General features: G+C 70.9%; 18 protein-coding genes. 1 reads left to right on the forward strand and 17 read right to left on the reverse strand.

Annotation, left to right across the window (positions count from 1 at the left end; all coding sequences use genetic code 11):
- Positions 1 to 211: 211 nt before the first annotated feature.
- From ACZ42A_RS15470 to ACZ42A_RS15535, 14 genes are all read right to left on the reverse strand, one after another.
- Positions 212 to 4,555 (reverse strand): Rne/Rng family ribonuclease, encoded by a 4,344-nt coding sequence (locus tag ACZ42A_RS15470; RefSeq protein ID WP_468527704.1) that lies wholly within the window; start codon positions 4,553 to 4,555, stop codon positions 212 to 214.
- A 246-nt stretch (positions 4,556 to 4,801) separates the two neighbouring features.
- A complete protein-coding gene (locus tag ACZ42A_RS15475) occupies positions 4,802 to 5,599 on the reverse strand; it encodes a TIGR03936 family radical SAM-associated protein (RefSeq protein WP_468527705.1) in 798 nt (265 codons plus the stop codon).
- A gap of 48 nt (positions 5,600 to 5,647) precedes the next feature.
- Complete coding sequence (locus ACZ42A_RS15480) at positions 5,648 to 6,649, reverse strand: hypothetical protein (protein WP_468527706.1); 1,002 nt, start codon at positions 6,647 to 6,649, stop codon at positions 5,648 to 5,650.
- Positions 6,650 to 6,720: 71 nt separating this feature from the next.
- Positions 6,721 to 8,664, reverse strand: a complete 1,944-nt coding sequence (locus ACZ42A_RS15485) for a TIGR03960 family B12-binding radical SAM protein (protein ID WP_468527707.1) — start codon at positions 8,662 to 8,664, stop codon at positions 6,721 to 6,723.
- A 71-nt stretch (positions 8,665 to 8,735) separates the two neighbouring features.
- Positions 8,736 to 10,250 carry a CYTH and CHAD domain-containing protein gene (locus ACZ42A_RS15490; protein ID WP_468527708.1) on the reverse strand — a complete coding sequence of 505 codons (1,515 nt, stop codon included), beginning with the start codon at positions 10,248 to 10,250 and terminating at the stop codon, positions 8,736 to 8,738.
- A gap of 123 nt (positions 10,251 to 10,373) precedes the next feature.
- A complete protein-coding gene (gene rodA, locus ACZ42A_RS15495) occupies positions 10,374 to 11,573 on the reverse strand; it encodes a rod shape-determining protein RodA (protein ID WP_468527709.1) in 1,200 nt (399 codons plus the stop codon).
- Positions 11,570 to 13,819, reverse strand: a complete 2,250-nt coding sequence (gene mrdA / locus ACZ42A_RS15500; protein WP_468527710.1) for a penicillin-binding protein 2 — start codon at positions 13,817 to 13,819, stop codon at positions 11,570 to 11,572. The genes rodA and mrdA overlap by 4 nt, the downstream gene beginning before the upstream one ends.
- A 136-nt stretch (positions 13,820 to 13,955) precedes the next feature.
- On the reverse strand, positions 13,956 to 14,627 hold the full coding sequence (gene mreD / locus ACZ42A_RS15505) for a rod shape-determining protein MreD (protein WP_468527711.1): 672 nt from the start codon (positions 14,625 to 14,627) through the stop codon (positions 13,956 to 13,958).
- Positions 14,628 to 14,643: 16 nt separating this feature from the next.
- Positions 14,644 to 15,600, reverse strand: a complete 957-nt coding sequence (gene mreC / locus ACZ42A_RS15510) for a rod shape-determining protein MreC (protein ID WP_468527712.1) — start codon at positions 15,598 to 15,600, stop codon at positions 14,644 to 14,646.
- 132 nt (positions 15,601 to 15,732) lie between these two features.
- A complete protein-coding gene (locus ACZ42A_RS15515) occupies positions 15,733 to 16,752 on the reverse strand; it encodes a rod shape-determining protein (protein ID WP_006133575.1) in 1,020 nt (339 codons plus the stop codon).
- Positions 16,753 to 17,074: 322 nt separating this feature from the next.
- Positions 17,075 to 17,488 (reverse strand): nucleoside-diphosphate kinase, encoded by a 414-nt coding sequence (ndk, locus tag ACZ42A_RS15520; RefSeq protein WP_218515511.1) that lies wholly within the window; start codon positions 17,486 to 17,488, stop codon positions 17,075 to 17,077.
- A gap of 66 nt (positions 17,489 to 17,554) precedes the next feature.
- Complete coding sequence (locus ACZ42A_RS15525) at positions 17,555 to 17,911, reverse strand: DUF4233 domain-containing protein (protein ID WP_468527713.1); 357 nt, start codon at positions 17,909 to 17,911, stop codon at positions 17,555 to 17,557.
- Between the two features lie 7 nt (positions 17,912 to 17,918).
- Positions 17,919 to 19,442 carry a bifunctional tetrahydrofolate synthase/dihydrofolate synthase gene (gene folC / locus ACZ42A_RS15530; RefSeq protein WP_468527714.1) on the reverse strand — a complete coding sequence of 508 codons (1,524 nt, stop codon included), beginning with the start codon at positions 19,440 to 19,442 and terminating at the stop codon, positions 17,919 to 17,921.
- A 164-nt stretch (positions 19,443 to 19,606) separates the two neighbouring features.
- The gene (locus ACZ42A_RS15535) at positions 19,607 to 22,231 is read right to left on the reverse strand and encodes a valine--tRNA ligase (protein ID WP_468527715.1); all 2,625 of its coding nucleotides are present in this window, start codon (positions 22,229 to 22,231) and stop codon (positions 19,607 to 19,609) included.
- Between the two features lie 136 nt (positions 22,232 to 22,367).
- Between ACZ42A_RS15535 and ACZ42A_RS15540 the strand changes: the two genes are divergently transcribed.
- The gene (locus tag ACZ42A_RS15540; protein WP_468527716.1) at positions 22,368 to 23,318 is read left to right on the forward strand and encodes a hypothetical protein; all 951 of its coding nucleotides are present in this window, start codon (positions 22,368 to 22,370) and stop codon (positions 23,316 to 23,318) included.
- 66 nt (positions 23,319 to 23,384) lie between these two features.
- On the opposite strand, the gene clpX is transcribed toward ACZ42A_RS15540, so the two are convergent.
- From clpX to ACZ42A_RS15555, 3 genes are all read right to left on the reverse strand, one after another.
- Positions 23,385 to 24,671, reverse strand: coding sequence for an ATP-dependent Clp protease ATP-binding subunit ClpX (gene clpX, locus ACZ42A_RS15545; protein WP_468527717.1), 1,287 nt, complete (start codon positions 24,669 to 24,671; stop codon positions 23,385 to 23,387).
- A 170-nt stretch (positions 24,672 to 24,841) separates the two neighbouring features.
- Positions 24,842 to 25,522 carry an ATP-dependent Clp protease proteolytic subunit gene (locus ACZ42A_RS15550; protein ID WP_468527718.1) on the reverse strand — a complete coding sequence of 227 codons (681 nt, stop codon included), beginning with the start codon at positions 25,520 to 25,522 and terminating at the stop codon, positions 24,842 to 24,844.
- Between the two features lie 88 nt (positions 25,523 to 25,610).
- Complete coding sequence (locus ACZ42A_RS15555) at positions 25,611 to 26,222, reverse strand: ATP-dependent Clp protease proteolytic subunit (protein WP_468528088.1); 612 nt, start codon at positions 26,220 to 26,222, stop codon at positions 25,611 to 25,613.
- Positions 26,223 to 26,344 lie beyond the last annotated feature (122 nt).

Consider the following 26,344-nt stretch of genomic DNA (forward strand, 5'->3'; position numbering starts at 1 on the left):
ACCTCGCCGACCACTGCAATCCGGATCTGCGAGCTGTGCCCCCCCCCCCCCCCCCCCCCCCTCCCCCCCCCCCCCCTCCCCCCCCCCCCCCCCCCCCCCCCCCCCCCCCCCCCCCCCTTCCTCCCCCCCCCCCCCCCCCCCCCCCCCCCCCCCCCCCCCTTCTCCCCCCCCCCCCCCCCCCCCCCCCCCCCCCCCCCCCACCCCGCGGGCGTCAGCCCTCGTCGGTGGAGGCCGAGACGGACGGCACCGCCTGCTGCTCGGCCGCCGCCGTCTTCTTCGACGCGGTCTTCTTGGCGGTGGTCTTCGTCGCCGCCTTCTTGGCCGTCGTCTTCTTGGCGGCGGTCTTCTTGGCCGTCGTCTTCTTCGCCGCGGTCGTCTTCTTGGCCGCGGCCGTCTTGGTGGCGGCCTTCTTCGCCGTCACCTTCTTCGCCGTCTTGCGGGCCGCCTTCTTGGCCGGAGCGGCCTCCTCGGCGGCCACGGTCTCGGCGGCGGCCTCCCTGGCCTCCACCAGAGCCTGCTCGGCCTCCTCGGCGGCCTGCTCCGCGACCGACGGCTCCGCGGCCTCCGTCACGGACGGGACGACCACGACGGCCGCCTCCTCCGGCGCGGTCGGCGCGGTGGCCTTGCGCACCGCGCGGCGGCGCGGACGGGCCGGCGCGGCGCTCTCGGCGGGCACCTCGGCGGCGGGCTCGGCGGGAGCCTCACCGGTCGGCACCGCCTCGGCGGCCTCCGCGGCGGGCTCCGGGACGGTCACCACGGCCGCCTCGGCCGCCGCGGGCGGACCGGCCGGCGCGGACACCTTGCGGGTGGCCCGACGGCGCGTACGGCCCTTCGGCGCGGCCTCCTCGACGGCGGGGGCCTCGGCAGCGTGGGCCTCGACGGCGTGGTGCGCGACCGGGTCCTCGACGGCCGCCGGCTCGGCGTAGGCCGCCTCGGCCGACTCCACGAACACCGGGCGCGCGGTCTCCTCCTCGACGGTCACGTCCTGAGCCGTGGGCACCGTGACGGCCTCCGCCTTCGGAGCGCCCGCCGGAGCGGACACCCGGCGGCTCGCCCGGCGCCGGCCCCGACCGCGCGACACCGCGGCCTCCGCCTCGGCGACGCTGCTGTACAGCTCCTCGTCCGGGGCGAACTCAGGCGCGGGCAGCGCGACCGGCTCGGCGACCTCCGCCGCCACCTCGGCAACGGACTCCTCGGCCTCCGCCTCCTGCTCCGCCGTCTCGACGACGGCCACGGCCTCCTGCTCGGCGGCACCGGCCCGGGCCCGCTTGCGGCGCTTGCCGCCGCCACCGGCGGCCGCCGCGTGGTCCATGTGGACGATGACACCGCGGCCGTTGCAGTGGACGCAGGTCTCGGAGAACGACTCCAGCAGGCCCTGGCCGACCCGCTTGCGGGTCATCTGCACGAGCCCCAGCGAGGTCACCTCGGCCACCTGGTGCTTCGTACGGTCCCGGCCCAGGCACTCCAGCAGGCGGCGCAGCACCAGGTCCCGGTTGGACTCCAGCACCATGTCGATGAAGTCGATCACGATGATGCCGCCGAGGTCGCGCAGCCGCAGCTGGCGCACGATCTCCTCGGCCGCTTCCAGGTTGTTCCTGGTGACCGTCTCCTCGAGGTTGCCGCCCTGGCCGGTGAACTTGCCGGTGTTGACGTCGATGACGACCATCGCCTCGGTCCGGTCGATCACCAGCGAGCCGCCGCTGGGCAGCCAGACCTTGCGGTCCAGCGCCTTGGCGAGCTGCTCGTCGATCCGGTACGTGGCGAAGACGTCGACCTCGGAGGTCCACTTCGACAGCCGCCCGGCGAGGTCCGGCGCCACGTGCGCGACGTAGCCGTGGATCGTCTCCCAGGCGTCGTCACCGCTGACGACGACCTTGGAGAAGTCCTCGTTGAAGATGTCGCGTACGACCCGGACGGTCATGTCCGGCTCGCCGTACAGCAGCGAAGGCGCACTTGAGCTGCCGCCGTTCTTGGCCTTCTTCTGGATGTCCTCCCACTGCGACTGCAGCCGCTCGACGTCCCGGCGCAGCTCCTCCTCGCTCGCGCCCTCGGCGGCGGTGCGCACGATGACGCCCGCGTCCTCGGGGACGATCTTCTTGAGGATGGTCTTCAGCCGGGCCCGCTCGGTGTCGGGCAGCTTGCGGCTGATGCCGGTCATCGAGCCCTCGGGCACATACACGAGGTAGCGACCCGGCAGGGAGACCTGGCTGGTCAGACGCGCGCCCTTGTGCCCGATCGGGTCCTTGGTCACCTGGACGAGGACCGACTGGCCCGACTTCAGGGCGGACTCGATACGGCGCGGGCCGTTGGCCATGCCCAGCGCCTCGAAGTTGACCTCACCCGCGTACAGGACGGCATTCCGTCCCTTGCCGATGTCGATGAAGGCGGCCTCCATCGACGGCAGCACGTTCTGCACCTTGCCGAGGTAGACGTTGCCGACATACGAGGTCGACTGCTCCTTGTTGACGTAGTGCTCGACGAGCACGCCGTCCTCCAGGACGCCGATCTGCGTACGGTCGCCGTGCTGACGCACGACCATCACGCGCTCGACGGCCTCCCGGCGGGCCAGGAACTCCGCCTCGGTGATGATCGGCACGCGGCGACGGCCCTGCTCACGGCCCTCCCGGCGGCGCTGCTTCTTCGCCTCCAGACGGGTCGAGCCCTTGATGGACTGCACCTCGTCGGACGGCTCGCGCTCGGCGGCCTTGCGCGGTTCGCGCACCTTGACGACCGTGCGCTCCGGGTCGCCCTCGCCGGGCTCGGTGTCCACGGCGGCGTCTCCGGCACGGCGGCGACGACGGCGACGACGACGGCTCCCGGCGGTCGAACCGCCGGCCTCCTCGCGGTCCTGCTCGAATTCCGCCGCTTCCTCGGCGTCCTCCTCGACCTGCTCGGCGGTGTCCTCGGCGTCCTGCGCGGCCTGCGCGGCGGCGACCTCCTCGGTCTCGCCCTCGCCGAACTCACCGGCCTCGCCCTCGGCGGACTCGCCCCGGCGACGACGCCGGCCACCGCGACGGCGACGGCGACGGGAACCGGTCTCCTCGGCCTCCTCGCCCTCGACGGACTCCTCGGCGGCCTCCTCCTCGGCCTCTTCCTCCTCGGCGGGGGCCTCGACGACCTGCGCCTCGGCCTCCTCGGCCGCGGCACCCCGGCGGCGGCGACGGCGCCGCGAACCGGTCTGCTCGGCGGTGACCTCCTCGGCCTCCACGATCTCGGCGGCCTCGGGCGTCTCGGCCTCCTCCGCCGCCTCGGCGGCGGCCTCGGCGGCGGCCCGCTCCGGGGTCTGGAACCTCGGCTCGGTGAACACCGGCGGCTGGAACACGGCCACGGCGGGGCGCGCCGGACGCTGCGGCGCCTCGCCGGCGGCGGGCTGCGCGGGCTCGGAGAACCCGGTGGCGGCCTTGCGCACGACACGACGGCGACGGCGCGGAGCGGCGGCCTCCTCGGGCTGCTCGGCGGCGGGGGCCTCGGCCTGCGGGGCCGGAGCGGCCTGCGCGACCTGCGGCTCGGCGGCGGGCGCGGCCTCGGCGGCCGGTGCCTCGGTGGCGGCCGCCTCGGTGGGCGCGGCCACCTGACGCGTGGCGCGACGACGCACACGACGCGGGGCGGCCTCCTCGGCGGCGGCGGGCGCCTCGACCGCCTCGGCGGCGGGCGCGGCCTCGGCCTCGGGAGCCTTCTCCTCGACGGCGGGCTCCTCGGTCACCGCGGCCTCGGCAGGGGCGGACACCCGGCGCGTGGCGCGACGACGCACGCGACGCGGCGCGGCCTCCTCGGCGGCGGCGGTCGCCTCGACCGCCTCGGCGGCGGGGGCCTCGACGGCGGGCTCGGGCTCGGCGCTCGCCTGCGCGGCGGCGGCCGGGGTGGCCTCCGGCGAACCGGCGGGCGCGGACGCGCGACGGGTGGCACGCCGACGCGTACGGGCGGCGGGGGCGGCCGGAGCGGCCTCCTCGGCGACCGCAGCGGACGCGGCGGGCTCAGCGACCTCAGCGGTCTCGGAAGTCTCAGCGGTCTCCGCCGTGCCGGCAGCAGCGGGCACCACGGCCTCGGCGGCCTCGGCCGACGCGGGAGCACCGGCCGGAGCCGACACGCGGCGCGTGGCGCGACGGCGGGTGCGCGGCGGCGCGGGCTCCTCCGCGACGGCGGCGGGCTCCTCGGCGACCGGCGCCTCGGCCGGAGCGGCGGGGGCGGTCACCGGCACCACGGTCTCCACGGCCTCGGCCGACGCCGGGGAACCGGCAGGCGCGGAAACCCGGCGCGTCGCACGCCGACGCGTACGACCGGCAGGAGCGGGGGCCTCCTCGGCCACGGCGGGAACCTCGGCGGTCTCCTCGACCGCTTCCTCGACGTCCGCCACGCTCTCGGCCTCGGTGGACGCGAGGTCGGCGGACCCGGCGGCCGGTATGGCCGGCGCGACGGTCTCAGCCGGGGTCTCGGAGGCGGCGGCGGGCGGACCCGCCGGGCGGGACGCGGCACGGCGCCGACGACGCGGCGGCAGGGTGTCGCTGGGGCTGTTGTTCGGTTCGGAACCCTCGATGGGTTCGATCGGCTCGAGCATGCGGGCGGTTCTCCCGTCAGGCTCCCGGGCGCCGCGCCTGGTCCGGCGGTGTGCCGGTGACGTCCGCGGCTCGCGCGGTGCGCGACTGCCGCCGTCCGGGGCGCGGGCGCCGCACGGGAGCTCTCTGTGTCCTGTCTCGCCGGTTCCGTACGCCGAATGCGTACGGCCTGGCGAAAGTCTTCTGGTCGGTGCGCTGCCCGACCCAGGTGGCTCCCGAGTACGAGGGCGGCGCTACGACGTCCGTCCCTACGCGGGACCTTCCGGCGTCGGCGCCGTCGCGGCGGCAGCCGGAGCGGCCGTCGAGAGGGCCGCCGCTGCCTCGCGGTCGGGCGCGAGCGGGTCGGTCACCGTGCCGGTCTCTTCATCGAACAGCCCCTGCGCCAGCCTGGTCACCGCTGCGGGGACCGGCGGCGCCAGGTCGGCCACGGCGCGGAGACCGGACAGGACGTCGTCGGGTCGTACGGCAGGCGTCACGTGCCGAACAACCAGCCGCAGTATCGCACAGGGCTGGTCGGTCGGCCTATCAGCCTGCGAACTGTGCGTTTCCTTGCTGTCGAGGCACTCCAGGGTCGCGACGGCCGGTCGGGCGTCGAAGGTGCGCATCCCGTTCTTGGTGAGACGCTGCACCTCGACCGCCTCGGCCGCGTTGAACACCGCCACCGCGCGGGTCGCGTCGGCCGGCTCCACTCCGTCCAGCCGCAGCTCCCAGACGGAAGCCGTCAGCCGGTCGGCGAGGCCGGACGTGCGGGCCTCGACCGCGTCGACGATGTCGAGCCCGGGAGGCAGCGACTCGTCGAGCAGTTCCCGCAGCCGCTGGGGGTCCCGCGGCTCGGTGAGCGCGATCTCCAGGTACTCCGCCTCACTGCCCGTGCCGGTGGGTGCGGCATTGGCGTACGACACCTTCGGGTGCGGAGTGAACCCCGCCGAGTACGCCATGGGTACCTCGGCGCGGCGCAGCGCACGCTCGAAGGCGCGCTGGAAGTCGCGGTGGCTGGTGAACCTCAGGCGGCCGCGCTTGGTGTAGCGCAGTCGGATGCGCTGCACCGCGGGTGCGGGCGGCGGGCCTTCGGGCTGTCGCTTGCCCAGTGTCGTTCATTCCTTCGTGAGAGCGGTCGTACTCCTACCAAGAGTACGTGCCTCGCCGCCCCGAGGTTCCCGCCGGTCCACCGCCACCCGCTCCCGGGGCTCCCCGAACAGCATCCGCCGGACGTCGTACCGCGCCTGCCGGACGCTTTCCCGGACGGACGTCAGCGCCTGCCGGGTGGCCCGGCCCACCGCGCGTGCGGCGTCGGCGACGGGGCGCAGTACCGCGTCGCGCACCGCGTGCCCGACCGGCGTCAGCACGCTGCGGTACACCCAGCGCACCGGCTCCACGAAGATCCACCGGAAGAGGGTCCCGAGAAACCGCCCCACGGCGAGCGAGATGTGCCCGGCGACCCGCCAGGCGTGGCCGAGGGCGGTCCAGACCTCGCGCCCGATGACCGCGAGCACCCGCCCCACCGGCACCAGCACCCACCGCCACACCGCGAGCACCGGCAGCACGAACAGCACCCGGCAGGTCCAGTACACGGTCCAGGCGACGGCCCGCCCGACCGGCGCGAGCACCCACTGGTACACCCACACCGAGGGCACGACGACCAGATACCGCACCAGCCACAGGAGCCCGTGCCCGACCGGAGTGAGAAGACGTCCGTAGACCCAGGTCAGGCCGGCCCGGATGCCGCGCGCCACCCACGCGATCCCGTGCCCCACCGGCGTCAGCACATGCCGGTACAGCCACACCGCCGGCACCACGACCAGCCACTTCACCAGCCAGGCGAGCGCCCGCCCGACCGGCACCAGCACCCACCGCCACAGCGCCACGAACGGCCAGACGAACAACGCCTTCCCAAGCCACGCCAGCGCCCGCCCCAGCGGCCGCAGCACGGTGTCGTTCAGGAACCGCCCCACCACGACCAGCGCGTCCCACACCATCCGCACCGGCAGGACGACGAGCAGCGCGACGATCCGCACGGGCAGCCGGAGCGCGACGACGAGACACCCCTCGGGGGCCCGGTCCTCATGCCGAGTGGCCTGCGGCTTCTCCAGTTCCATACCGGTGAGGACACGAGGAGGGCCCCCGCCGTTCCAGCGGGGGCCCTCGTCGTCACCAAGGTGTTACGCGGCTACTTCACGACCGTCAGCGGCAGCAGCTTCTTGCCCGTCGGGCCGATCTGGATGTGGGTGTCCATCGCGGGGCAGACACCGCAGTCGAAGCACGGCGTCCAGCGGCAGTCCTCGACCTCGGTCTCGTCGAGGGCGTCCTGCCAGTCCTCCCAGAGCCAGTCCTTGTCGAGGCCGGAGTCGAGGTGGTCCCAGGGCAGGACCTCCTCGTAGGTGCGCTCGCGGGTGGTGTACCAGTCGACGTCCACGCCGTAGGGGGCGAGGGCCTTGTCGGCGCAGCTCATCCAGCGGTCGTACGAGAAGTGCTCGCGCCAGCCGTCGAAGCGGCCGCCGTCCTCGTAGACCGCGCGGATGACCGCGCCGATGCGGCGGTCGCCGCGGGAGAGCAGGCCCTCGACGATGCCGGGCTTGCCGTCGTGGTAGCGGAAGCCGATGGAGCGGCCGTACTTCTTGTCGCCGCGGATCTTGTCGCGCAGCTTCTCCAGGCGGGCGTCCGTCTCCTCGGCGGAGAGCTGCGGGGCCCACTGGAAGGGGGTGTGCGGCTTGGGCACGAAGCCGCCGATGGACACCGTGCAGCGGATGTCGTTGGACTTCGACACCTCGCGACCCTTGGCGATGACCTTCGTCGCCATGTCGGCGATCTGGAGCACGTCCTCGTCGGTCTCGGTCGGCAGGCCGCACATGAAGTACAGCTTCACCTGGCGCCATCCGTTGCCGTAGGCCGTCGCGACGGTCCGGATCAGGTCCTCTTCCGAGACCATCTTGTTGATGACCTTGCGGATGCGCTCGGAGCCGCCCTCGGGGGCGAAGGTCAGACCGGAGCGGCGGCCGTTGCGGGTCAGCTCGTTGGCGAGGTCGATGTTGAAGGCGTCCACGCGGGTCGACGGGAGGGACAGACCGATCTTGTCCTCCTCGTACCGGTCCGCGAGGCCCTTGGCGATGTCGCCGATCTCGCTGTGGTCCGCGGAGGACAGCGAGAGCAGGCCGACCTCCTCGAAGCCGGTCGCCTTCAGGCCCTTCTCGACCATGTCGCCGATGCCGGTGATGGACCGCTCGCGCACCGGGCGGGTGATCATGCCGGCCTGGCAGAAGCGGCAGCCGCGGGTGCAGCCGCGGAAGATCTCCACCGACATCCGCTCGTGGACCGTCTCGGCGAGCGGGACCAGCGGCTGCTTCGGGTACGGCCACTCGTCGAGGTCCATGACGGTGTGCTTGGAGACGCGCCACGGCACGCCGGAGCGGTTCGGTACGACGCGGCTGATCCGGCCGTCCGGGAGGTACTCCACGTCGTAGAAGCCGGGGATGTACACCGCGCCGGTCTTCGCCAGGCGGAGCAGCACCTCCTCGCGGCCGCCAGGGCGGCCCTCCGCCTTCCACTCGCGGATGATCTTCGTCATGTCGAGCACGGCCTGCTCGCCGTCGCCGATGACCGCCGCGTCGATGAAGTCGGCGATCGGCTCCGGGTTGAACGCGGCGTGCCCGCCGGCCAGCACGATCGGGTCGTCGAGGCCCCGGTCCTTGGCCTCCAGCGGGATGCCGGCCAGGTCCAGCGCGGTGAGCAGGTTGGTGTAGCCCAGCTCGGTGGAGAAGCTCACGCCGAGCACGTCGAAGGCCTTGACGGGCCGGTGGCTGTCCACGGTGAACTGCGGGACGCCGTGCTCACGCATCAGCGCCTCCAGGTCCGGCCACACGCTGTAGGTGCGCTCGGCGAGGACGCCCTCCTGCTCGTTCAGCACCTCGTAGAGGATCATGACGCCCTGGTTGGGCAGTCCGACCTCGTACGCGTCCGGGTACATGAGCGCCCAGCGGACGTCGCAGGACTCCCACGGCTTGACCGTGGAGTTGAGCTCTCCGCCGACGTACTGAATCGGCTTCTGCACATGCGGGAGCAGAGCTTCGAGCTGTGGGAACACAGACTCGGCGGCCGCAGCGGCTTCGGCAGGCATCTCGACGAACCTTCGTGAGCTGACAGGGGTGACCATCAAGCGTAACCCGCTCGCAGCACTCCCCCGGACGCTCAGACGGCCGTCTCCCGCCGTATGGCGGCCCACGCCTCCGGAAGCGCCGCCTCCGCCAGCTCGGCCCGTCGCTCCTCGCGCCCGTACAGCAGCCCGTAGGTGAAGGCGCTCTCCCCCGCGGCATGCGCCTGGGCGGCTATCTCGCGCAGGGCCTCGCGGGTCATCACGCTGTCCTGGTGGTCGCCGAGCAGGCCCTGGAGGGACTTCATCGAGCGGACCAGGCCGGCGGCGGACTCGCCGAGCGCGGGGCTCGCCGCCTCGGCCGCGTAGCGGGTGCGCTTGGCGGTCTTGCGGGCCTCGTGCAGGGCGAGGTCGCGGTCGTGGCCGGGCGGCAGGTCCAGGGCCTGCTCGACCAGGCCGGTCAGCTTGCCGAAGTCCTTGCGTACGGCCCTGGCCAGCTCCTTCCCCGGCTTCCCGGCGGCGGCCTTGCGCAGCGGCGGGTCGGCGATCAGGGCGTCGAGCGCGTGCAGCAGGTCCAGATACCGCCTGCCGTCCAGTACGGCGATCAGCCGGCGCCGCGATCCGCCGCTCCGGGCGTGCGACCAGGTCCGCAGCCGGGTGCGCACGGGGCCGGTGACGAGGGTGCGCGGCAGGTCGGCGAGGGCGGTGGTGAGACGCTCGGTGAGCACTTCCTGGTCGCGGTCGACGCCCAGCTCACCGGCGAGCCAGCGCAGCTCGGCGCCGATCGGCCCGGTGACCGCCGGGTCGAGGAGCCTGCCGTAGGAGCGGAAGGCGCTGCGCAGCCGCCGGGTGGCGACCCGCAGCGCGTGCACCGAGTCGAACACGTCCCGGCGTACGGCGGGGTCGAGGCCGACGATGGCGTCCCGCTGTTCGCGCAGGTAGACGAGGAGATGATCGCCCGCCGTCACGGGCGCCACGGTCTTCTCCCTGGCACGGCGCGTCTTCTTCGGCTCCTTCGGCGCGGTCTCCGCCAGCGCTCGCGCCAGCTTGGAATCCGAGCCCGACGGTCGCACCCCTGCCTTGCGCAACCGTTTCTCCACCTGGTCGAGGAAGGCCGGGTCCCGTCCGTCGGCCAGTTCCACCTCGATCTCGGTCCACTGGGCGCTGCCGCCGCCCTCGGTGAGCCGGTCGGCGCGTACGGCGTCCACGCTGACCTCGGCGAGCAGCCGTCCGTCGGCGTCGACCAGGTCCCGGATGTCCCGGGCGGAGCGCAGCCGCACCACGGGCAGCAGCTCGTCGTCGCGGACCCGGGAGCGGACGAGCCCGGCGAGGCTGCGCGGCAGGGAGTCGGAGAGCGGGGCCCGGATCTCGTCGCGCACCCCCGGGGCGACGGGGAACTTCAGATGCCAGCCGGCGTCCGAGCCGCCGGTGCGGCGGCGCAGGGTGATCGAGGACGCGGCGAGGCGCTGGTCGGCGGTGTCGTAGTAGACGGCGTCGAGTTCGGCGACGCCCTTGTCGAGGACGGCCGCCACCCCCGCGACGCCGGTCAGGTCGGGCAGGCCACTGTCGTCGGATGCGTACTTGCGCTCGATCTCACGCTTCGTGTCCGCCATGAACCGAATCTAGTGGCAGTCACGCGGTGACGGCAGGGCCATGCGCGGGTGAATGGCGGGAAAACCCACGCCGGGCCGGGGCGCGCGGCTCCCGGCCCGATGGGGGCGGCTCCCGGCCCGGTGTCAGGCCGACATCGGCCGTTGCACCCGGATCGACTGCAACAGCCCGACCGCCACCCACACCGCGAACATCGACGAACCGCCGTACGAAACGAACGGCAGCGGCAGGCCGGTGACCGGCATGATGCCGAGGGTCATGCCGATGTTCTCGAAGGACTGGAAGGCGAACCAGGCCACGATCCCGGCGGCCACGATGGTGCCGTAGAGGTCGCTGGTCTCGCGGGCGATCCGGCAGGCCCGCCACAGGACCACGCCGAGCAGCACGATGATGAGGCCGCCGCCGACGAAGCCCAGTTCCTCGCCCGCGACCGTGAAGACGAAGTCGGTCTGCTGCTCCGGCACGAACTGGCCCGTCGTCTGCGAGCCCTGGAACAGCCCGGAGCCGGTCAGCCCGCCGGAACCAATGGCGATGCGGGCCTGGTTGGTGTTGTAGCCGACGCCGGCCGGGTCGAGCTCGGGGTTGGCGAAGGCGGCGAAGCGGTTGATCTGGTACTCGTCGAGGATGCCCAGCTGCCAGACGGAGATCGCCCCGACCGTCCCCGCGCCGATCAGCCCGAAGATCCAGCGGTTGGAGGCGCCGGAGGCGAGCAGCACGCCCAGCACGATCACCACCATCACCATGACCGAGCCGAGGTCGGGCATGAGCAGCACGATCAGCGCGGGCACGGCGGCCAGGCCCAGCGACTGCAGGACCGTGCGGTGGTCCGGGTACTGCTTGTCGCCCGCGTCCACCCGCGCCGCCAGCAGCATCGCCATGCCCAGGATGATGGTGACCTTGACGAACTCCGAGGGCTGGATCGAGAAGCCGCCGCCGATCACGATCCAGGAGTGGGCGCCGTTGACGGTGGAGCCCAGCGGGGTGAGCACCATCAGGATCAGGAAGACCGAGGCGCCGTAGAGGATCGGCACGGCGGTGCGCAGGGTGCGGTGGCCGAGCCAGACGGTGCCGACCATCAGGGCGAACCCGATGCCGGTGTTCAGCAGGTGCCGGAGCAGGAAGTAGTACGGGTCGCCCTGGTTGATCTCGGTGCGGTTGCGGGTCGCCGAGAACACCAGCACCGCGCCGATCAGCGACAGCGCGAGCGCCGCCAGCAGTATCGGCCAGTCGAGGCGGCGGGCCATCGAGTCGCGGGCGAACAGCCGCGTCCACCCGGCGCGTTCGGGGCCGTACCCGGAGACCTGGAAGCTGTTGACGCCGGTCACCGCTGGCACCTCCGCCTTCCACGGCGACGGCTTCGCCGGCGCGTCTCCCGGTTGCTCGCCTCCGGCGAGGGCACGGTCGCCCCGGCCTGCTGCTGTTCCGCCGCGTCCTCGGGGGCCTTCTGCTTGGCCTGCTGGTCCTTCGCCACGTCCTTGGGCAGCTTGGGCGCGGTGATGGAGCCGTCCGTCTGGATCTTCGGCAGGTCCTTCTGCGGGGTGGGCAGCAGGGCGTTCTTCTTGTCGATGGCGCCGTCGTCGGAGACGCCGTACAGCGCGTCGTAGATGTTGCGGACGGCCGGGCCGGAGGCGCCGGAGCCCGTACCACCCTGGGAGATGGTCATCACGATCGCGTAGTCGTCGGTGTAGGTGGCGAACCAGGAGGTGGTCTGCTTGCCGTAGACCTCGGCCGTACCGGTCTTGGCGTGCATCGGGATCTCGTCCTGCGGCCAGCCGCCGAACCGCCACGCGGCGGTACCGCGGGTGGCGACGCCGGCCAGGGCCTCGTCCATCTGGGCGAGGGTCTGCCCGCTCACCGGCAGCTTGCCGTGCGACTTGGGCTGGATCTCCGTGACCTTCTTGCCGTCGGGGCTGATGACGGCCTTGCCGACGGTGGGGGTGTAGAGGGTGCCGCCGTTGGAGATGGCCGCGTAGATGGTGGCCATCTGGATCGGGGTCACGAGGGTGTCGCCCTGGCCGATGGAGTAGTTGATCTCGTCACCGGCGCGCATCTTGTTGCCCTCGAGGCAGTTCTCGTAGGCGATCCGCTCGACGTAGTCGCCGTCCTTCTTCCCTGTCTTGCACCAGGCGTCCTTGTTGGCCTCCCAGTACCGCTGCTTCCACTCGCGGTCGGGGACGCGGCCGGTGACCTCGTTCGGCAGGTCGATGCCGGTCTCCTTGCCGAGGCCGAACTGGTGGGCCGCCTTGTAGAACCAGTCCTTGGGCTTGCCCTTGGGGTTGATGCCGCCGTCCTTCTTCCACTCGCTGTGCGCGAGCCGGTAGTAGACGGTGTCGCAGGAGACCTCCAGGGCGCGGCCGAGGTTGATCGCGCCGTGGTTCTGCGACTCGAAGTTCTTGAAGACCTGGCCGCCGACCGAGTACGCGCTGGAGCACTCGTAGCGACCGTCGAAGTCGTAGCCCGCCTGCACCGCGGCGGCCGTGGAGACCACCTTGAAGATGGAGCCGGGGGCGGCCTGACCCTGTATGGCGCGGTTCAGCAGGGGGTAGTTGGAGGACTTGCCGGTGAGCTTCGCGTAGTCCTTGGCGGAGATGCCGCCGACCCAGGCGTTGGGGTCGTACGTCGGGTTGGAGGCCATGGCGACGATGCGGCCGGTCTTGGCCTCCATCACCACGACCGCGCCCGCGTCGGCCTTGTACCGCTCCTGGGTGTTGCGGTCCCAGGCCTTGCGGGCCTCCTTCATCGCCTCGTTCAGCTCGTACTCCGCGACGCGCTGGACGCGGGCGTCGATGCTGGTGACGAGGTTGGAGCCGGGCTCGGCCGCGTCGGACTCGGCCTGGCCGATGACCCGGCCGAGGTTGTCCACCTCGTAGCGGGTGACGCCGGCCTTGCCGCGCAGCTCCTTGTCGTACTGCCGCTCCAGGCCGGAGCGGCCGACCTGGTCGGAGCGCAGATAGGGCGAGTCACTGTCCTGCGCCTGCTGGATCTCCTCGTCGGTGACCGGGGAGAGATAGCCGAGCACCTGGGCGGTGTTGGCCTTGCCGGGGCTCGGGTAGCGGCGCACGGCCTGCGGTTCGGCGGTGATGCCGGGGAAGTCCTCGGCGCGCTCACGGATCTGCAGGGCCTGGCGGGGGGTGGCCTCGTCGGTGATGGGGATCGGCTGGTACGGCGAGCCGTTCCAGCAGGGCTGGGGGGTCTCGGCGTCGCAGAGCCGGACCTTCTCCTTGACCTCCTTGGGCGTCATCCCGAGGACGCCGGCGAGCTTGGTGAGGACGGCCTCTCCGTCGTCCTTCATCTTCATCAGCTCGGTGCGGGAGGCGGAGACCACGAGCCGGGTCTCGTTGTCGGCGAGCGGCACCCCGCGCGCGTCCAGGATCGAGCCGCGGACGGCGGGCTGGACGACCTGCTGGACGTGGTTGCCGGAGGCCTCCTTGGCATACTCCGCGCCCTCGCGGATCTGGAGATACCAGAGCCGGCCGCCGAGGGTGCCGAGCAGGGAGAGGACGAGGACCTGGATGACGACGAGCCGGATCTGGACGCGTGGCGTCCGGCCGGTCTCGGGGATGTTGGTCACTGCGGCTGCTCCCCCTCTCAGTGCGCGGACGGGTCGGTGCTGTCGAAAACGGGTGAGGCGAGTACAAGTGAGGAACGAAGGGCCCGTGAGCTGCGGTTCCTCGCAAGTTCACCCGTTCCGGTGAACTCAGCTGGATTCACAGCCGCTTGACCCCCTTGATGCGCCCGGCACGGGCGGTACGGGCGCGGGCGACCTTCACTCTCAGGCCGCCTCGCTGCCCTCCGATCCGCAGTCCGGTGCCGGAGGCGAGCCAGCCGGCGGAGATGTCGGTGCCCTGCGCCGCGGCGTTGGTCTCGGCGAGCGGGTCGTTGTCGGCGCGGCGGGCGAGCGCCATGACGCCGGGCACGACGAACGGTGCGAGCAGCAGGTCGTAGAGGGCGGCCGTGAACAGCAGGCTGCCGAGGCCGACATGGCGGGCGGCGGTGTCGCCGACGAGGGCGCCCACCCCGGCGTACAGCAGCGTCGTACCGATCGCGGCGGCGGCCACCACGGCCATCGGGGCGGTGGCCGACTTCAGCCGGCCGTTCTCCGGCTTGACCAGACCGGCCAGATAGCCGATGACGCACAGCACCAGCGCGTACCGGCCGGCGGCGTGGTCGGCGGGCGGGGCGAGGTCGGCGAGCAGTCCGGCGCCGAAGCCGACGAGGGCGCCGCCGACATGGCCGTAGACCAGGGCGAGTCCGAGGACCGTGAGCAGCACCAGGTCCGGGACGGCGCCCGGGAGGTGCAGCCGGGCCAGGACGCTGACCTGGAGGACCAGGGCGACGACGACCAGGGTGGTGGAGAGCAGGATCCGGTTGAAGCGCATGGCAGGTCAGCTCCCCCTACTGGTCTTGCTCTTGCTGCTGGAACTCGCCGTCGACGGGCGCCCCGGCCGACGGGGTGACCGTCACCGTCACGGTGGGCGTCGGGGTCGGCTTCGGCTTGTCGGGCAGGACCGTGTCGCGCGGGTCCTTCGCGGGCGTCTGCACGACGACGCCGACGACGTCGAGCTTGGTGAAGCTGACGAACGGCGTGACGTAGAGGGTGCGGGTCAGGTCGCCGCCGGAGGGGTCGACGCGGGAGACCACGCCGACGGGAACGCCGGGCACGAACGGCTTGTCGGCCTGCGAACCGAAGGTGACCAGACGGTCGCCCTTCTTGATCTGGGCCTTGCCGTTGAGGAGTTCCACGCGCAGCGGGCGGTCGCCCTGGCCGGCGGCGAAGCCCAGCTCGTCGCTGCCCTCCATCCGGGTGCCGACCGTGAAGTCGGGGTCGTTGGCGAGCAGCACGGTGGCGGTGTTCGGGCCGACGGTGGTGACGCGGCCGACGAGCCCGTCGCCGTTGAGGACGGTCATGTCGCGCTTGATGCCGTCGTTCGCGCCGACGTCGATGGTGATGGTCCAGGAGAAGCCCTGCGCCGCTCCTATGGCGATGACCTGGGCGCCCTTGATGCCGTACTGCCCCCGGCCGGCGATCTTCAGCATCTTGTCGAGCTGCTGGAGTCTGCTGCGGTTGCGGTCGTCGCTGCCGAGCTTCGCCTTCAGCGCCGCGTTCTCCCGCTCCAGCTCGGCCATCCGGTCGTGCCGCTCGCCGGAGTCACGGACGGCGGCGATCGCGTTGCCGACCGGGTCGACCGCGGACGCCACTCCGTTCTCGATCGGGCCGAAGACCGTGGCCGCGGCGCGCCGGGCACCGTCGACCGGTGAGTCCTCCCCGCCGCGGATGTCCACCGTGATCAGTGCGAACGCGATGGCGATCAGCAGCACCAGGAGCAGCCGGCTCTCTCGTGTGTCCCTCACGTGCGGCGGCCGTGCCCTTCCTCATAGGAACTGGTGTGTGAACAGGAACTGATATGTGAGCTTATGCCGCTATATCAACGATCCGCCGCACGAGAGGGGATCGTCTCGTACGGCGGAAATCGTCACGTCGTGTCATCGGCGCGGCTGGGCGTCGAGCACCTGCTGCAACGCCTCGAACTCCTCGACGCACTTGCCGGAGCCGAGCGCGACACTGTCCAGCGGGTCCTCGGCGATGTGGATCGGCATCCCGGTCTCGCGCCGCAGCCGCTCGTCCAGCCCCCGCAGCAGCGCGCCGCCGCCGGTCAGAACGATTCCGCGGTCCATGATGTCGCCGGACAGCTCCGGCGGGCACTTGTCCAGGGTGGTCTTCACGGCGTCGACGATCGCGTTGACGGGCTCCTCGATCGCCTTGCGCACCTCCGCGGCGGAGATGACGACGGTCTTGGGCAGCCCGGAGACGAGATCCCGGCCGCGGATTTCGGTGTGCTCGTCGGTGTCCAGGTCGTACGCCGAACCGATCGTGATCTTGATCTGCTCGGCCGTCCGCTCACCCAGCAGAAGGCTGTACTCCTTCTTGATGTGCTGGATGATCGCGTTGTCCAGCTCGTCGCCCGCGACGCGGATGGACTGGGCGGTGACGATGCCGCCGAGGGAGATGACCGCGACCTCCGTCGTGCCGCCGCCGATGTCCACCACCATGTTGCCGGTGGCCTCGTGGACCGGCAGACCGGAGCCGATGGCGGCGGCCATGGGCTCTTCGATGATGTGCACCTGGCGGGCGCCGGCCTGGGACGACGCCTCGATGACGGCGCGGCGCTCGACGCCGGTGATGCCGGACGGCACACAGACGACGACCCGCGGCCTCGCGAGATAGCGCCGCTTGTGGATCTTCAGGATGAAGTAGCGGAGCATTCGCTCGGTGATCTCGAAGTCGGCGATGACGCCGTCCTTCAGGGGACGCACGGCGACGATGTTGCCCGGCGTCCGTCCGATCATCTTCTTCGCTTCGGCACCGACCGCGAGGATGCCACCGGTGTTGGTGTTGATCGCGACGACGGACGGCTCGTTGAGTACGATCCCGCGACCCCTGACGTACACCAGCGTGTTGGCGGTCCCGAGGTCGACAGCCATGTCACGGCCGATGAACGACATTGAGTTCCCCATCAGGATTCGTCTGGCCTTCCCACGGAGCTTTTGAGGGCTTGTCAGGTCGGCGAGGTGGGTGCTGTGACGTGAAGGCTTCCATGGTAGACGCGCCTTCACGGACACTGCGCGAGGGTCTTCGCCATTGTCAGCAGATGAGACGCAGCCTCGCTTGTGGAGACGGTCCATCGGGGGCACTCGTTCCCCCGATCGCCACGCATATGCCAAGCCACGGCCGAAAACGTACGGCCGTGGCTGGTCGGCGAGCCGGAGGAGCTGACAGTCCCTCAGGAAACTCCCCGGAAAATTCGCAAGCGGGCGGGCAGTCGAGTTACGCGCGGCCCGGGAAGAAGATCTTGACCTCGCGCTCCGCGGACTCCTCGGAGTCGGACGCGTGGATCAGGTTCTCGCGGACGATGACGCCGTAGTCGCCGCGGATGGAGCCCGGCGCGGCGGCGATCGGGTCGGTCGGGCCGGCCAGCTGGCGCAGGCCCTCGATGACCCGCTCACCCTCGACGATCATCGCCACGACCGGACCGGAGGACATGAACTCGACCAGCGGCTCGTAGAACGGCTTGCCCTTGTGCTCGCCGTAGTGCTGCTCCAGGGTCTCCTGGTCCAGGGTGCGCAGCTCCAGCGCGGTGATCTGCCAGCCGGCCTTCCGCTCGATACGGCTGATGATCTCGCCGGTCAGGCCACGACGGACGGCGTCGGGCTTGAGGAGGACGAGGGTGCGCTGGGTCACGACGGACTCCTTATGAATCAAGTTGTGCGGGGTGGGTCGAGGCTACAGGGCGACCCCGAGGCGCTGTTACGCAGCGTCAGCTTGAGAAGAATCCGCCTGCGCCGCAAATCGGGCCTTCGCCTCGTCCACCTTTCTGCCGAAATACACCGACGCCCACCACAGCGCCGCGAACAACACGCCCATGAAGAACATCGCCGGCACCACGAACCCGGACGCGATCAGCGCGATCTGCAGCGCCCACCCGAGGGCCACCCCGCCGGGCCGGGTGACCATCCCGCACAGCACCAGGCACAGGAACATCGCGATCCCGCTGACCGTCCACACCGTCGACATGGACAGGTCGGGATCCTTCATCGCGACCAGCCCCGCGAAGCCGATGAGGAAGAACTCGCCGATCAGCGTCGAAGCACACAGCGTACGCACGGAAAACTCAGCCCTTCCCCAGCAGCAGCCGGGCCTCGCCGACGGTGATCACGGACCCGGTGACCAGCACGCCACCGCCCGCGAACTCGCCCTCCTCCTCGGCCAGCGTGATCGCGGCCTCCAGCGCGTCCGGCAGCCGCGGCTCGACCTGCACCCGCTCCTCGCCGAACACCTCGACGGCGATCGCCGCCAGCTCGTCGGCGTCCATCGCGCGATGGCTGGAGTTCTGCGTGACGACGACCTCGGCGAAGACCGGCTCGAACGCCTCCAGCAGCCCCCGCACGTTCTTGTCCCCGCTCGCGCCGACGACCCCGATCAGCCGGCTGAACTGGAACGCCTCCCCGATCGCCTCCGCCGTCACGCGCGCCCCGGCCGGGTTGTGCGCGGCGTCCAGCACCACGGTCGGCGACCGCCGTACGACCTCCAGGCGCCCCGGCGACGACACGGCCGCGAACGCCTTGCGCACCGTGTCGATGTCCAGCGGCTCCGGGCGCTGCGACCCGACCCCGAAGAACGCCTCCACCGCGGCCAGCGCCACCGCCGCGTTGTGCGCCTGGTGCGCGCCGTGCAGCGGCAGATACACCTCGGTGTACTCACCGCCCAGCCCGCGCAGCGTCATCAGCTGCCCGCCGACGGCCACCTGCCGGGCCACCACGCCGAACTCCAGGCCCTCCCGGGCCACCGTGGCGTTCACCTCGACGGCCTTCTTCAGCAGCACCTGCGCCGCGTCCACCGGCTGCTGCGCCAGGATCACGGTCGCGTCCTGCTTGACGATCCCGGCCTTCTCGCCGGCGATCTCGGCGGGCGTCTCCCCGAGCCGGTCGGTGTGGTCCAGGTCGATGGGGGTGATGACGGCGACATCACCGTCGATCACATTGGTGGCGTCCCACGAGCCGCCCATGCCGACCTCGACGACGGCCACGTCGACGGGCGCGTCCGCGAACGCGGCGTACGCCATGCCGGTCAGCACCTCGAAGAAGGACAGCCGGTACTCCTGCGAGCCGTCGACCATCTCGACGTACGGCTTGATGTCCTGGTACGTCTCGATGAACCGCTCCGCCGAGATCGGCGCGCCGTCCAGGCTGATCCGCTCGGTGATCGACTGCACGTGCGGGCTCGTGTACCGGCCGGTGCGCAGCTCGAAGGCGCCGAGCAGGGCCTCGATCATGCGGGCCGTCGACGTCTTGCCGTTCGTCCCCGTGATGTGGATCGAGGGATACGACCGCTGAGGCTCGCCCAGCACGTCCATCAGCGCGGCGATCCGGGTGACCGACGGCTCCAGCTTGGTCTCGCCCCAGCGGGTCGCCAGCTCGGCCTCGACCTCGCGCAGCGCCTTGTCGACCTCCGGGTCCTCCGGCCGCCCGGGCACGTCCGCCTGCGGCGGGCCGCCCTGGGTGCGCAGGGTGCGGCTGCCGGCCTCGATCACCGCGAGGTCGGGGTCGCGGGTCGTCTCCGCCTCGATGATCTCGTCGAAGGAGTCGAGGGGGTCGGGCTGGTCGCTCTGGTCGCTGGTGCCGGGGATGTCGCTCACGGGGCCAGTCTACGGAGCCGCACTGACAAAGGTCGTGGGTGGCTTGTCCTGTCGTTCGACCGCGAGTCGTCTGTGGCTTGTCGCGCAGTTCCCCGCGCCCCTGGGGAACGTGCAGGCCCCCGGCGCCGACATGGCACCGGGGGCCTTCACTCACCTACGAACCCTTACGCCGGCGGCAGCTTCTCCAGCTGTGCCTCGATCCGGGCGATGTCCTCTTCCGCCTTGGCCAGGCGCGTGCGGATCTTCTCCACGACGTGGTCCGGCGCCTTGGCCAGGAACGCCTCGTTGCCGAGCTTGGCCTCGGCCTGCTGGCGCTCCTTCTGCGCGGCGGCGAGGTCCTTCGCGAGCCGCTTCCGCTCCGCCGCCACGTCGATCACGCCGGACAGGTCCAGCGCGACCTCGACGCCCGCCACCGGCAGGGTCGCCGTCGCGGAGAAGCCCTCGCCCTCCGGCTGGAGGCGCAGCAGCTGACGGATGGCGGGCTCGTGCGGCGCGAGGGCGGTGCCCTCGAGGGTCAGCCGCGCGGGAACCCGCTGACCGGGCTGAAGGCCCTGGTCGGCGCGGAAGCGACGCACCTCCGTGATGACGGACTGGAGCGTCTCGATCTCCCGCTCGGCGTCCGCGTCGCGGAAGCCGCTGTCCTTGGGCCACTCGGCGATGACGAGGGACTCACCGCCGGTCAGCGTGGTCCACAGGGTCTCCGTCACGAACGGCACGACCGGGTGGAGGAGCCGCAGGGTGACGTCGAGGACCTCGCCGAGGACCCGCTTGCTGACCTCGGCCGCCTCGCCGCCCGCCTGGAAGGTGGTCTTGGACAGCTCGACGTACCAGTCGAAGACCTCGTCCCAGGCGAAGTGGAACAGCGCGTCCGAGAGCTTCGCGAACTGGTAGTCCTCGTAGTACGCGTCGACCTCGGCGACCACGGAGTTCAGCCGGGAGAGGATCCAGCGGTCGGTGGACGACATCCTGGACGCGTCCGGCAGCGGACCCTCCACCGTCGCGCCGTTCATCAGCGCGAAGCGGGTGGCGTTCCAGATCTTGTTGGCGAAGTTGCGGGAGCCCTGGACCCAGTCCTCGCCGATCGGGACGTCGACGCCCGGATTGGCGCCGCGCGCGAGGGTGAACCGGAGGGCGTCGCTGCCGTACTTGTCCATCCAGTCCAGCGGGTTGACGACGTTCCCGAAGGACTTCGACATCTTCTTGCCGTTCTGGTCACGGACCATGCCGTGCAGCGCGATGGTGTGGAACGGCGGGGTGCCGTCCATCGCGTAGAGGCCGAACATCATCATCCGGGCGACCCAGAAGAAGAGGATGTCGTAGCCGGTGACGAGGACGGAGTTCGGGTAGAACTTCGCGAGCGACTCGGTCTGCTCCGGCCAGCCGAGCGTGGAGAACGGCCACAGGCCGGAGGAGAACCAGGTGTCGAGGACGTCGGAGTCCTGGTGCCAGCCCTCGCCGGACGGCGGCTCCTCGTCGGGCCCGACGCAGACGACCTCGCCCTCCGGGCCGTACCAGACGGGGATCCGGTGGCCCCACCACAACTGCCGCGAGATGCACCAGTCGTGGAGGTTGTCGACCCAGTCGAAGTACCGCTTCTCCATCTCCTGCGGGTGGATCTTGACGCGCCCGTCGCGGACGGCGTCACCGGCGGCCTTGGCGAGCGGGCCGACCTTGACCCACCACTGCATGGACAGGCGCGGCTCGATGGTGGTCTTGCAGCGCGAGCAGTGGCCCACGGAGTGGACGTACGGCCGCTTCTCGGCGACGATCCGGCCCTCGGCGCGCAGGGCGGCGACGATGGCGGAGCGGGCCTCCAGGCGGTCCAGGCCCTGGAAGGGGCCGTGGGCGGTGATGACGGCGTGCTCGTCCATGACGGTGATGGACGGCAGGTCGTGCCGCTGGCCGATCTCGAAGTCGTTCGGGTCGTGGGCCGGGGTCACCTTGACCGCGCCGGTGCCGAACTCGGGGTCGACGTGGGTGTCGGCGACGACCGGGATGGAGCGGTCGGTGAGCGGCAGCTTGATGAGCTTGCCGATGAGGTGCCGGTACCGCTCGTCGTCCGGGTGCACGGCGACCGCGGTGTCACCGAGCATGGTCTCGGCACGGGTCGTGGCGACGACGATGGTGTCGTCCCCGTCGCCGTACTTCATGGAGACCAGCTCGCCGTCGTCGTCCTGGTACTCGACCTCGATGTCGGAGATCGCGGTCAGGCAGCGCGGACACCAGTTGATGATGCGCTCGGCGCGGTAGATCAGCTCGTCGTCGTAGAGCCGCTTGAAGATGGTCTGGACGGCCTTGGACAGCCCCTCGTCCATCGTGAAGCGCTCACGCGACCACGCGACACCGTCACCAAGGCGCCGCATCTGGCCGGAGATCTGCCCACCGGACTCGGCCTTCCACTGCCAGACACGCTCGACGAAGGTGTCACGCCCGAGGTCGTGCCGCGACTTCCCTTCCTTCGCCAGCTCCCGCTCGACGACGTTCTGGGTGGCGATACCGGCGTGGTCCATGCCGGGCTGCCACAGCGTCTCGTAGCCCTGCATGCGCTTGCGGCGGGTCAGCGCGTCGATGAGCGTGTGCTCGAACGCGTGCCCGAGGTGCAGGGAGCCGGTGACGTTCGGCGGCGGGATGACGACGGTGTACGGCGGCTTGTCGCTCTTCGCGTCGGCCTCGAAGTACCCCCGCTCTACCCAGCGCTCGTACAGCTTCCCCTCTACCTCGGCCGGCGCGTACTGGGTCGGCAGTTCGGTGGTGGTCGCTGGCGGCTGCTGCTGAGTGTTCTCGGTCACGGGCTCAGTTTAGGGGTGTCACGGGCAGGTCCCGAAACTCGATTGCTTCGTAACAGTGCCCACCCCGGTGCGGTGGGTTCCCGCCACCTGCGCCAGGATGTCAGGTACGCATAAGCATCTGGAGGGGAACCCAGTAATGAGCTACAACCAGCCGGGCCCGTACGGCGGGCAGCCCCAGCAGCCCGGACCGTACGGTCAGCCGGGCCCCTACGGCCAGCAGCCGCAGGCACCCCAGCCCGGCTACGGCTACCCCCAGCAGCCGCAGGCTCCGCAGCAGCCGGCCTACGGCTACCCGCAGCAGGCCCCGCAGGGCGTCCCGCCCCAGCAGCCCCCGTACGGCCAGCAGCCGCCCTACGGCCAGGCTCCCTACGGCGCCCCGCAGCCGCCGGCTCCGGCAGGCGGCAAGAAGAAGACCGGCCTCGTCATCGGCGCGGTCGCGGTCGTCGCCGCGATCGCGGTCGGCGCGTACTTCCTTCTCTCCGGCGGAAGCGGCGGCAACTCGGACGTCGCGGACGACGGCCCGCACAAGCTGACGACGCCTGCGACGGTGCTCGGTGAGTACAAGAAGAGCGAGGGCAGCAGCGGCGACTCCATGACGAGCGAGGACATCAAGGACGCCGAGAAGTGGGGCGTGAACAACCCCACGGAGGTCGAGGCCGGCTACACCTCGGGCAACGAGGACAACCCGCTGGCGCAGAAGATGCTCCAGTTCGGCGGCGTATACGGCGAGATCGAGGACCCGGAGAAGGTCGTCGACGCCTTCCTGGCTCACATGAAGAGCGAGGCCGGCAAGGACGACGAGGACATGAAGGTCACCATGGTCGGTGAGCCGAAGTCCTACGACAACGCCGAGGGCGCGATCCTGAAGTGCCAGGACGCCAAGATGGAGCCGACGGACACCTCGTCGAGCTCCGCCGGCGGCCCGAGCGAGATGCACGTGACCTACTGCGTCTGGGGCGACTACAGCACCCTCGGCCTCGTGATGCCGATGGACTTCGCGAACATCGCCGCGGAGAAGCCGACCGACCAGGCGGCCGCCGCCGACATCACGGCGAAGTTCCGCAAGGAAGTCCGCGTCAAGGCCTGACGCCCGCCCAACGGCGAAGGGGCCCCGGTCGGTTGACCGGGGCCCCTTTCCGTGTGCTCGGAGGCGCTACGCCGTCTTCTGCTCACCCGTGCCGCGGCCGCGAGCGTCGCGCGGGATCAGCGTCGGGTTCACGTTGGAGTGGACGACGTCGGCCGTGATGACGACCCTTGCCACGTCCTTGCGCGAAGGCACCTCGTACATCACCGACATCAGGACCTCCTCCATGATGGCGCGCAGACCCCGCGCGCCCGTCTGGCGGAGGATGGCCTGGTCGGCGATGGCTTCCAGGGCCTCGCGTTCGAAGTCGAGTTCCACGCCGTCGAGTTCGAAGAGGCGCTGGTACTGCTTCACCAGGGCGTTGCGGGGCTCGACCAGGATCTTGAGCAGCGCCTCGCGGTCCAGGTTGTGGACGCTCGTGATGACCGGGAGGCGGCCGATGAACTCCGGGATCATGCCGAACTTGACCAGGTCCTCCGGCATGACGTCCTCGAACTGGTCCTTGGCCTCCAGCTCCCGCTTGGAGCGGATCGTCGCGCCGAAGCCGATGCCCTTCGCGCCCGCCCGGGACTCGATGATCTTCTCCAGGCCGGCGAAGGCACCGCCCACGATGAACAGGACGTTCGTCGTGTCGATCTGGATGAACTCCTGGTGCGGGTGCTTGCGGCCGCCCTGCGGCGGGACCGACGCGGTCGTGCCTTCCAGGATCTTCAGCAGGGCCTGCTGGACGCCCTCGCCGCTCACATCCCGCGTGATCGACGGGTTTTCGCTCTTACGGGCTACCTTGTCGATCTCGTCGATGTAGATGATCCCGGTTTCGGCCTTCTTGACGTCGTAGTCCGCCGCCTGGATCAGCTTCAGGAGGATGTTCTCCACGTCCTCGCCGACATAGCCCGCCTCCGTCAGCGCCGTGGCGTCCGCGATGGCGAACGGGACGTTCAGCATGCGGGCCAGGGTCTGCGCGAGGAGCGTCTTGCCGGAGCCCGTGGGGCCCAGCAGGAGGATGTTGGACTTCGCCAGCTCGATGGCGTCGTCACGGCCGCTCCCGCCGCCGTTCTCGCCGGCCTGGACGCGCTTGTAGTGGTTGTAGACCGCCACGGAGAGGGCCTTCTTCGCGGCCTCCTGGCCGACGACGTAGCCCTCGAGGAACTCGTAGATCTCGCGCGGCTTGGGGAGTTCCTCCCAGCGGACCTCGCTGGTCTCCGCGAGTTCTTCCTCGATGATCTCGTTGCAGAGGTCGATGCACTCGTCGCAGATGTACACACCGGGGCCTGCGATGAGCTTCTTGACCTGCTTCTGGCTCTTGCCGCAGAACGAGCACTTGAGCAGATCGCCGCCGTCACCGATGCGTGCCACGGTGTGCTTCCCCTTCGCCTGGGAGACGCCTGGACGCAATGAGTCCAGCGGCTCCTGGTGCTGCCTTATGTCCGACGGTACCTTGCCGAGCCCCCCGTTCGGGCCCCCCTTGGCGCGGTTCACTTTGACGTGCACTGTGCCAAGGGGCGGCACATCCTACGGTGTCCGCGTCAGCGGACCGCGGCGTTGTTCATCTTGCGGGTGGAGATGATCTGGTCGATCAGCCCGTACTGCAGCGCGTCCTCGGCCGTGAGGATCTTGTCGCGCTCGATGTCCTCGCGGATCTTCTCGATCGACTGGGTGGAGTGCTTGGCCAGCATCTCCTCCAGCTGCGAGCGCATCCGCAGGATCTCGTTCGCGGCGATCTCCAGGTCGGAGACCTGGCCGCGGCCCGTCTCGCTGTACGGCTGGTGGATCAGCACGCGCGCGTTCGGCAGCGCCATGCGCTTGCCGGGCGTGCCGGCGGCCAGCAGCACGGCGGCGGCGGAGGCCGCCTGGCCCATGCAGACCGTCTGGATGTCCGGCTTCACGAACTGCATCGTGTCGTAGATCGCCGTCAGCGCGGTGAAGGAGCCGCCGGGGCTGTTGATGTAGACCGAGATGTCCCGGTCGGGGTCCATCGACTCCAGGCACAGCAGCTGCGCCATGACGTCGTTGGCGGAGGCGTCGTCGATCTGGACGCCTAGGAAGATCACACGCTCCTCGAAGAGCTTCGCGTACGGGTCGTACTCGCGGATTCCCTGGGAGGTGCGCTCGACGAAGCGCGGGATGACATAGCGGGACTCGGCCGTGGGGCCGGTGTACTCGGCGCGCGTACGGTCGTAGATGCCGCTGCCGGGGAAGTCGTTCACGGTGTCTCCTGAGAGGGGCTGGGGCGGTGGCTGGGGGCGTTCACGGGTCGCACAGGGTGTACGGGGGCCGGTGAGGGCCGTACGGCCCTCAGGAGCCCGCCCCGGTGCCGCCGCCGCCCGGCATGCCGGCGGCCGTGGCGATCACGTCGTCGATGAGGCCGTACTCCTTGGCCTCCGTGGCGTCGAACCAGCGGTCGCGGTCCGAGTCGCGGGTGATCTGCTCGACCGACTGGCCGGTGTGCAGGGCCGTGAGCTCGGCCATGCGCTTCTTGGTGTGCAGCAGCCGCTCGGCGTGGATCTTGATGTCCGAGGCCGAACCGGCCAGACCGGCGGAGGGCTGGTGGATCAGGATCTCGGCGTTCGGCAGGGCGAACCGCTTGCCGGGGGTGCCCGCGCTGAGCAGGAACTGCCCCATGGAGGCCGCGAGGCCCATCGCGATCGTCACCACGTCGTTCTTGATGTACTGCATGGTGTCGTAGATCGCCATGCCGGCCGTGATCGAACCGCCGGGGCTGTTGATGTAGAGGTAGATGTCCTTGTCCGGGTCGGAGGCAAGGAGCAGCAGCTGCGCGGTGATCTTGTTGGCGATGTCGTCGTCCACCGGCTGGCCGAGGAAGATGATCCGCTCGTTGAGCAGCCGGTTGTAGACCTGGTCGCCGAGGCCACCACCGATGGAAGGCTCGCCGGCGGCGGAGGGCATCAGATTCGTCACGTATCCACCTGCTCGTCTTACGACGGCGCCGGGCCGTCTCACGTGTACTACGTATTCATGGACCCTAACGCCGCAGCCCTCCGGGGGAATCCCGGTAAGGGGGGTGTTCG

It is taken from the genome of Streptomyces sp. NPDC030838, assembly GCF_055572035.1.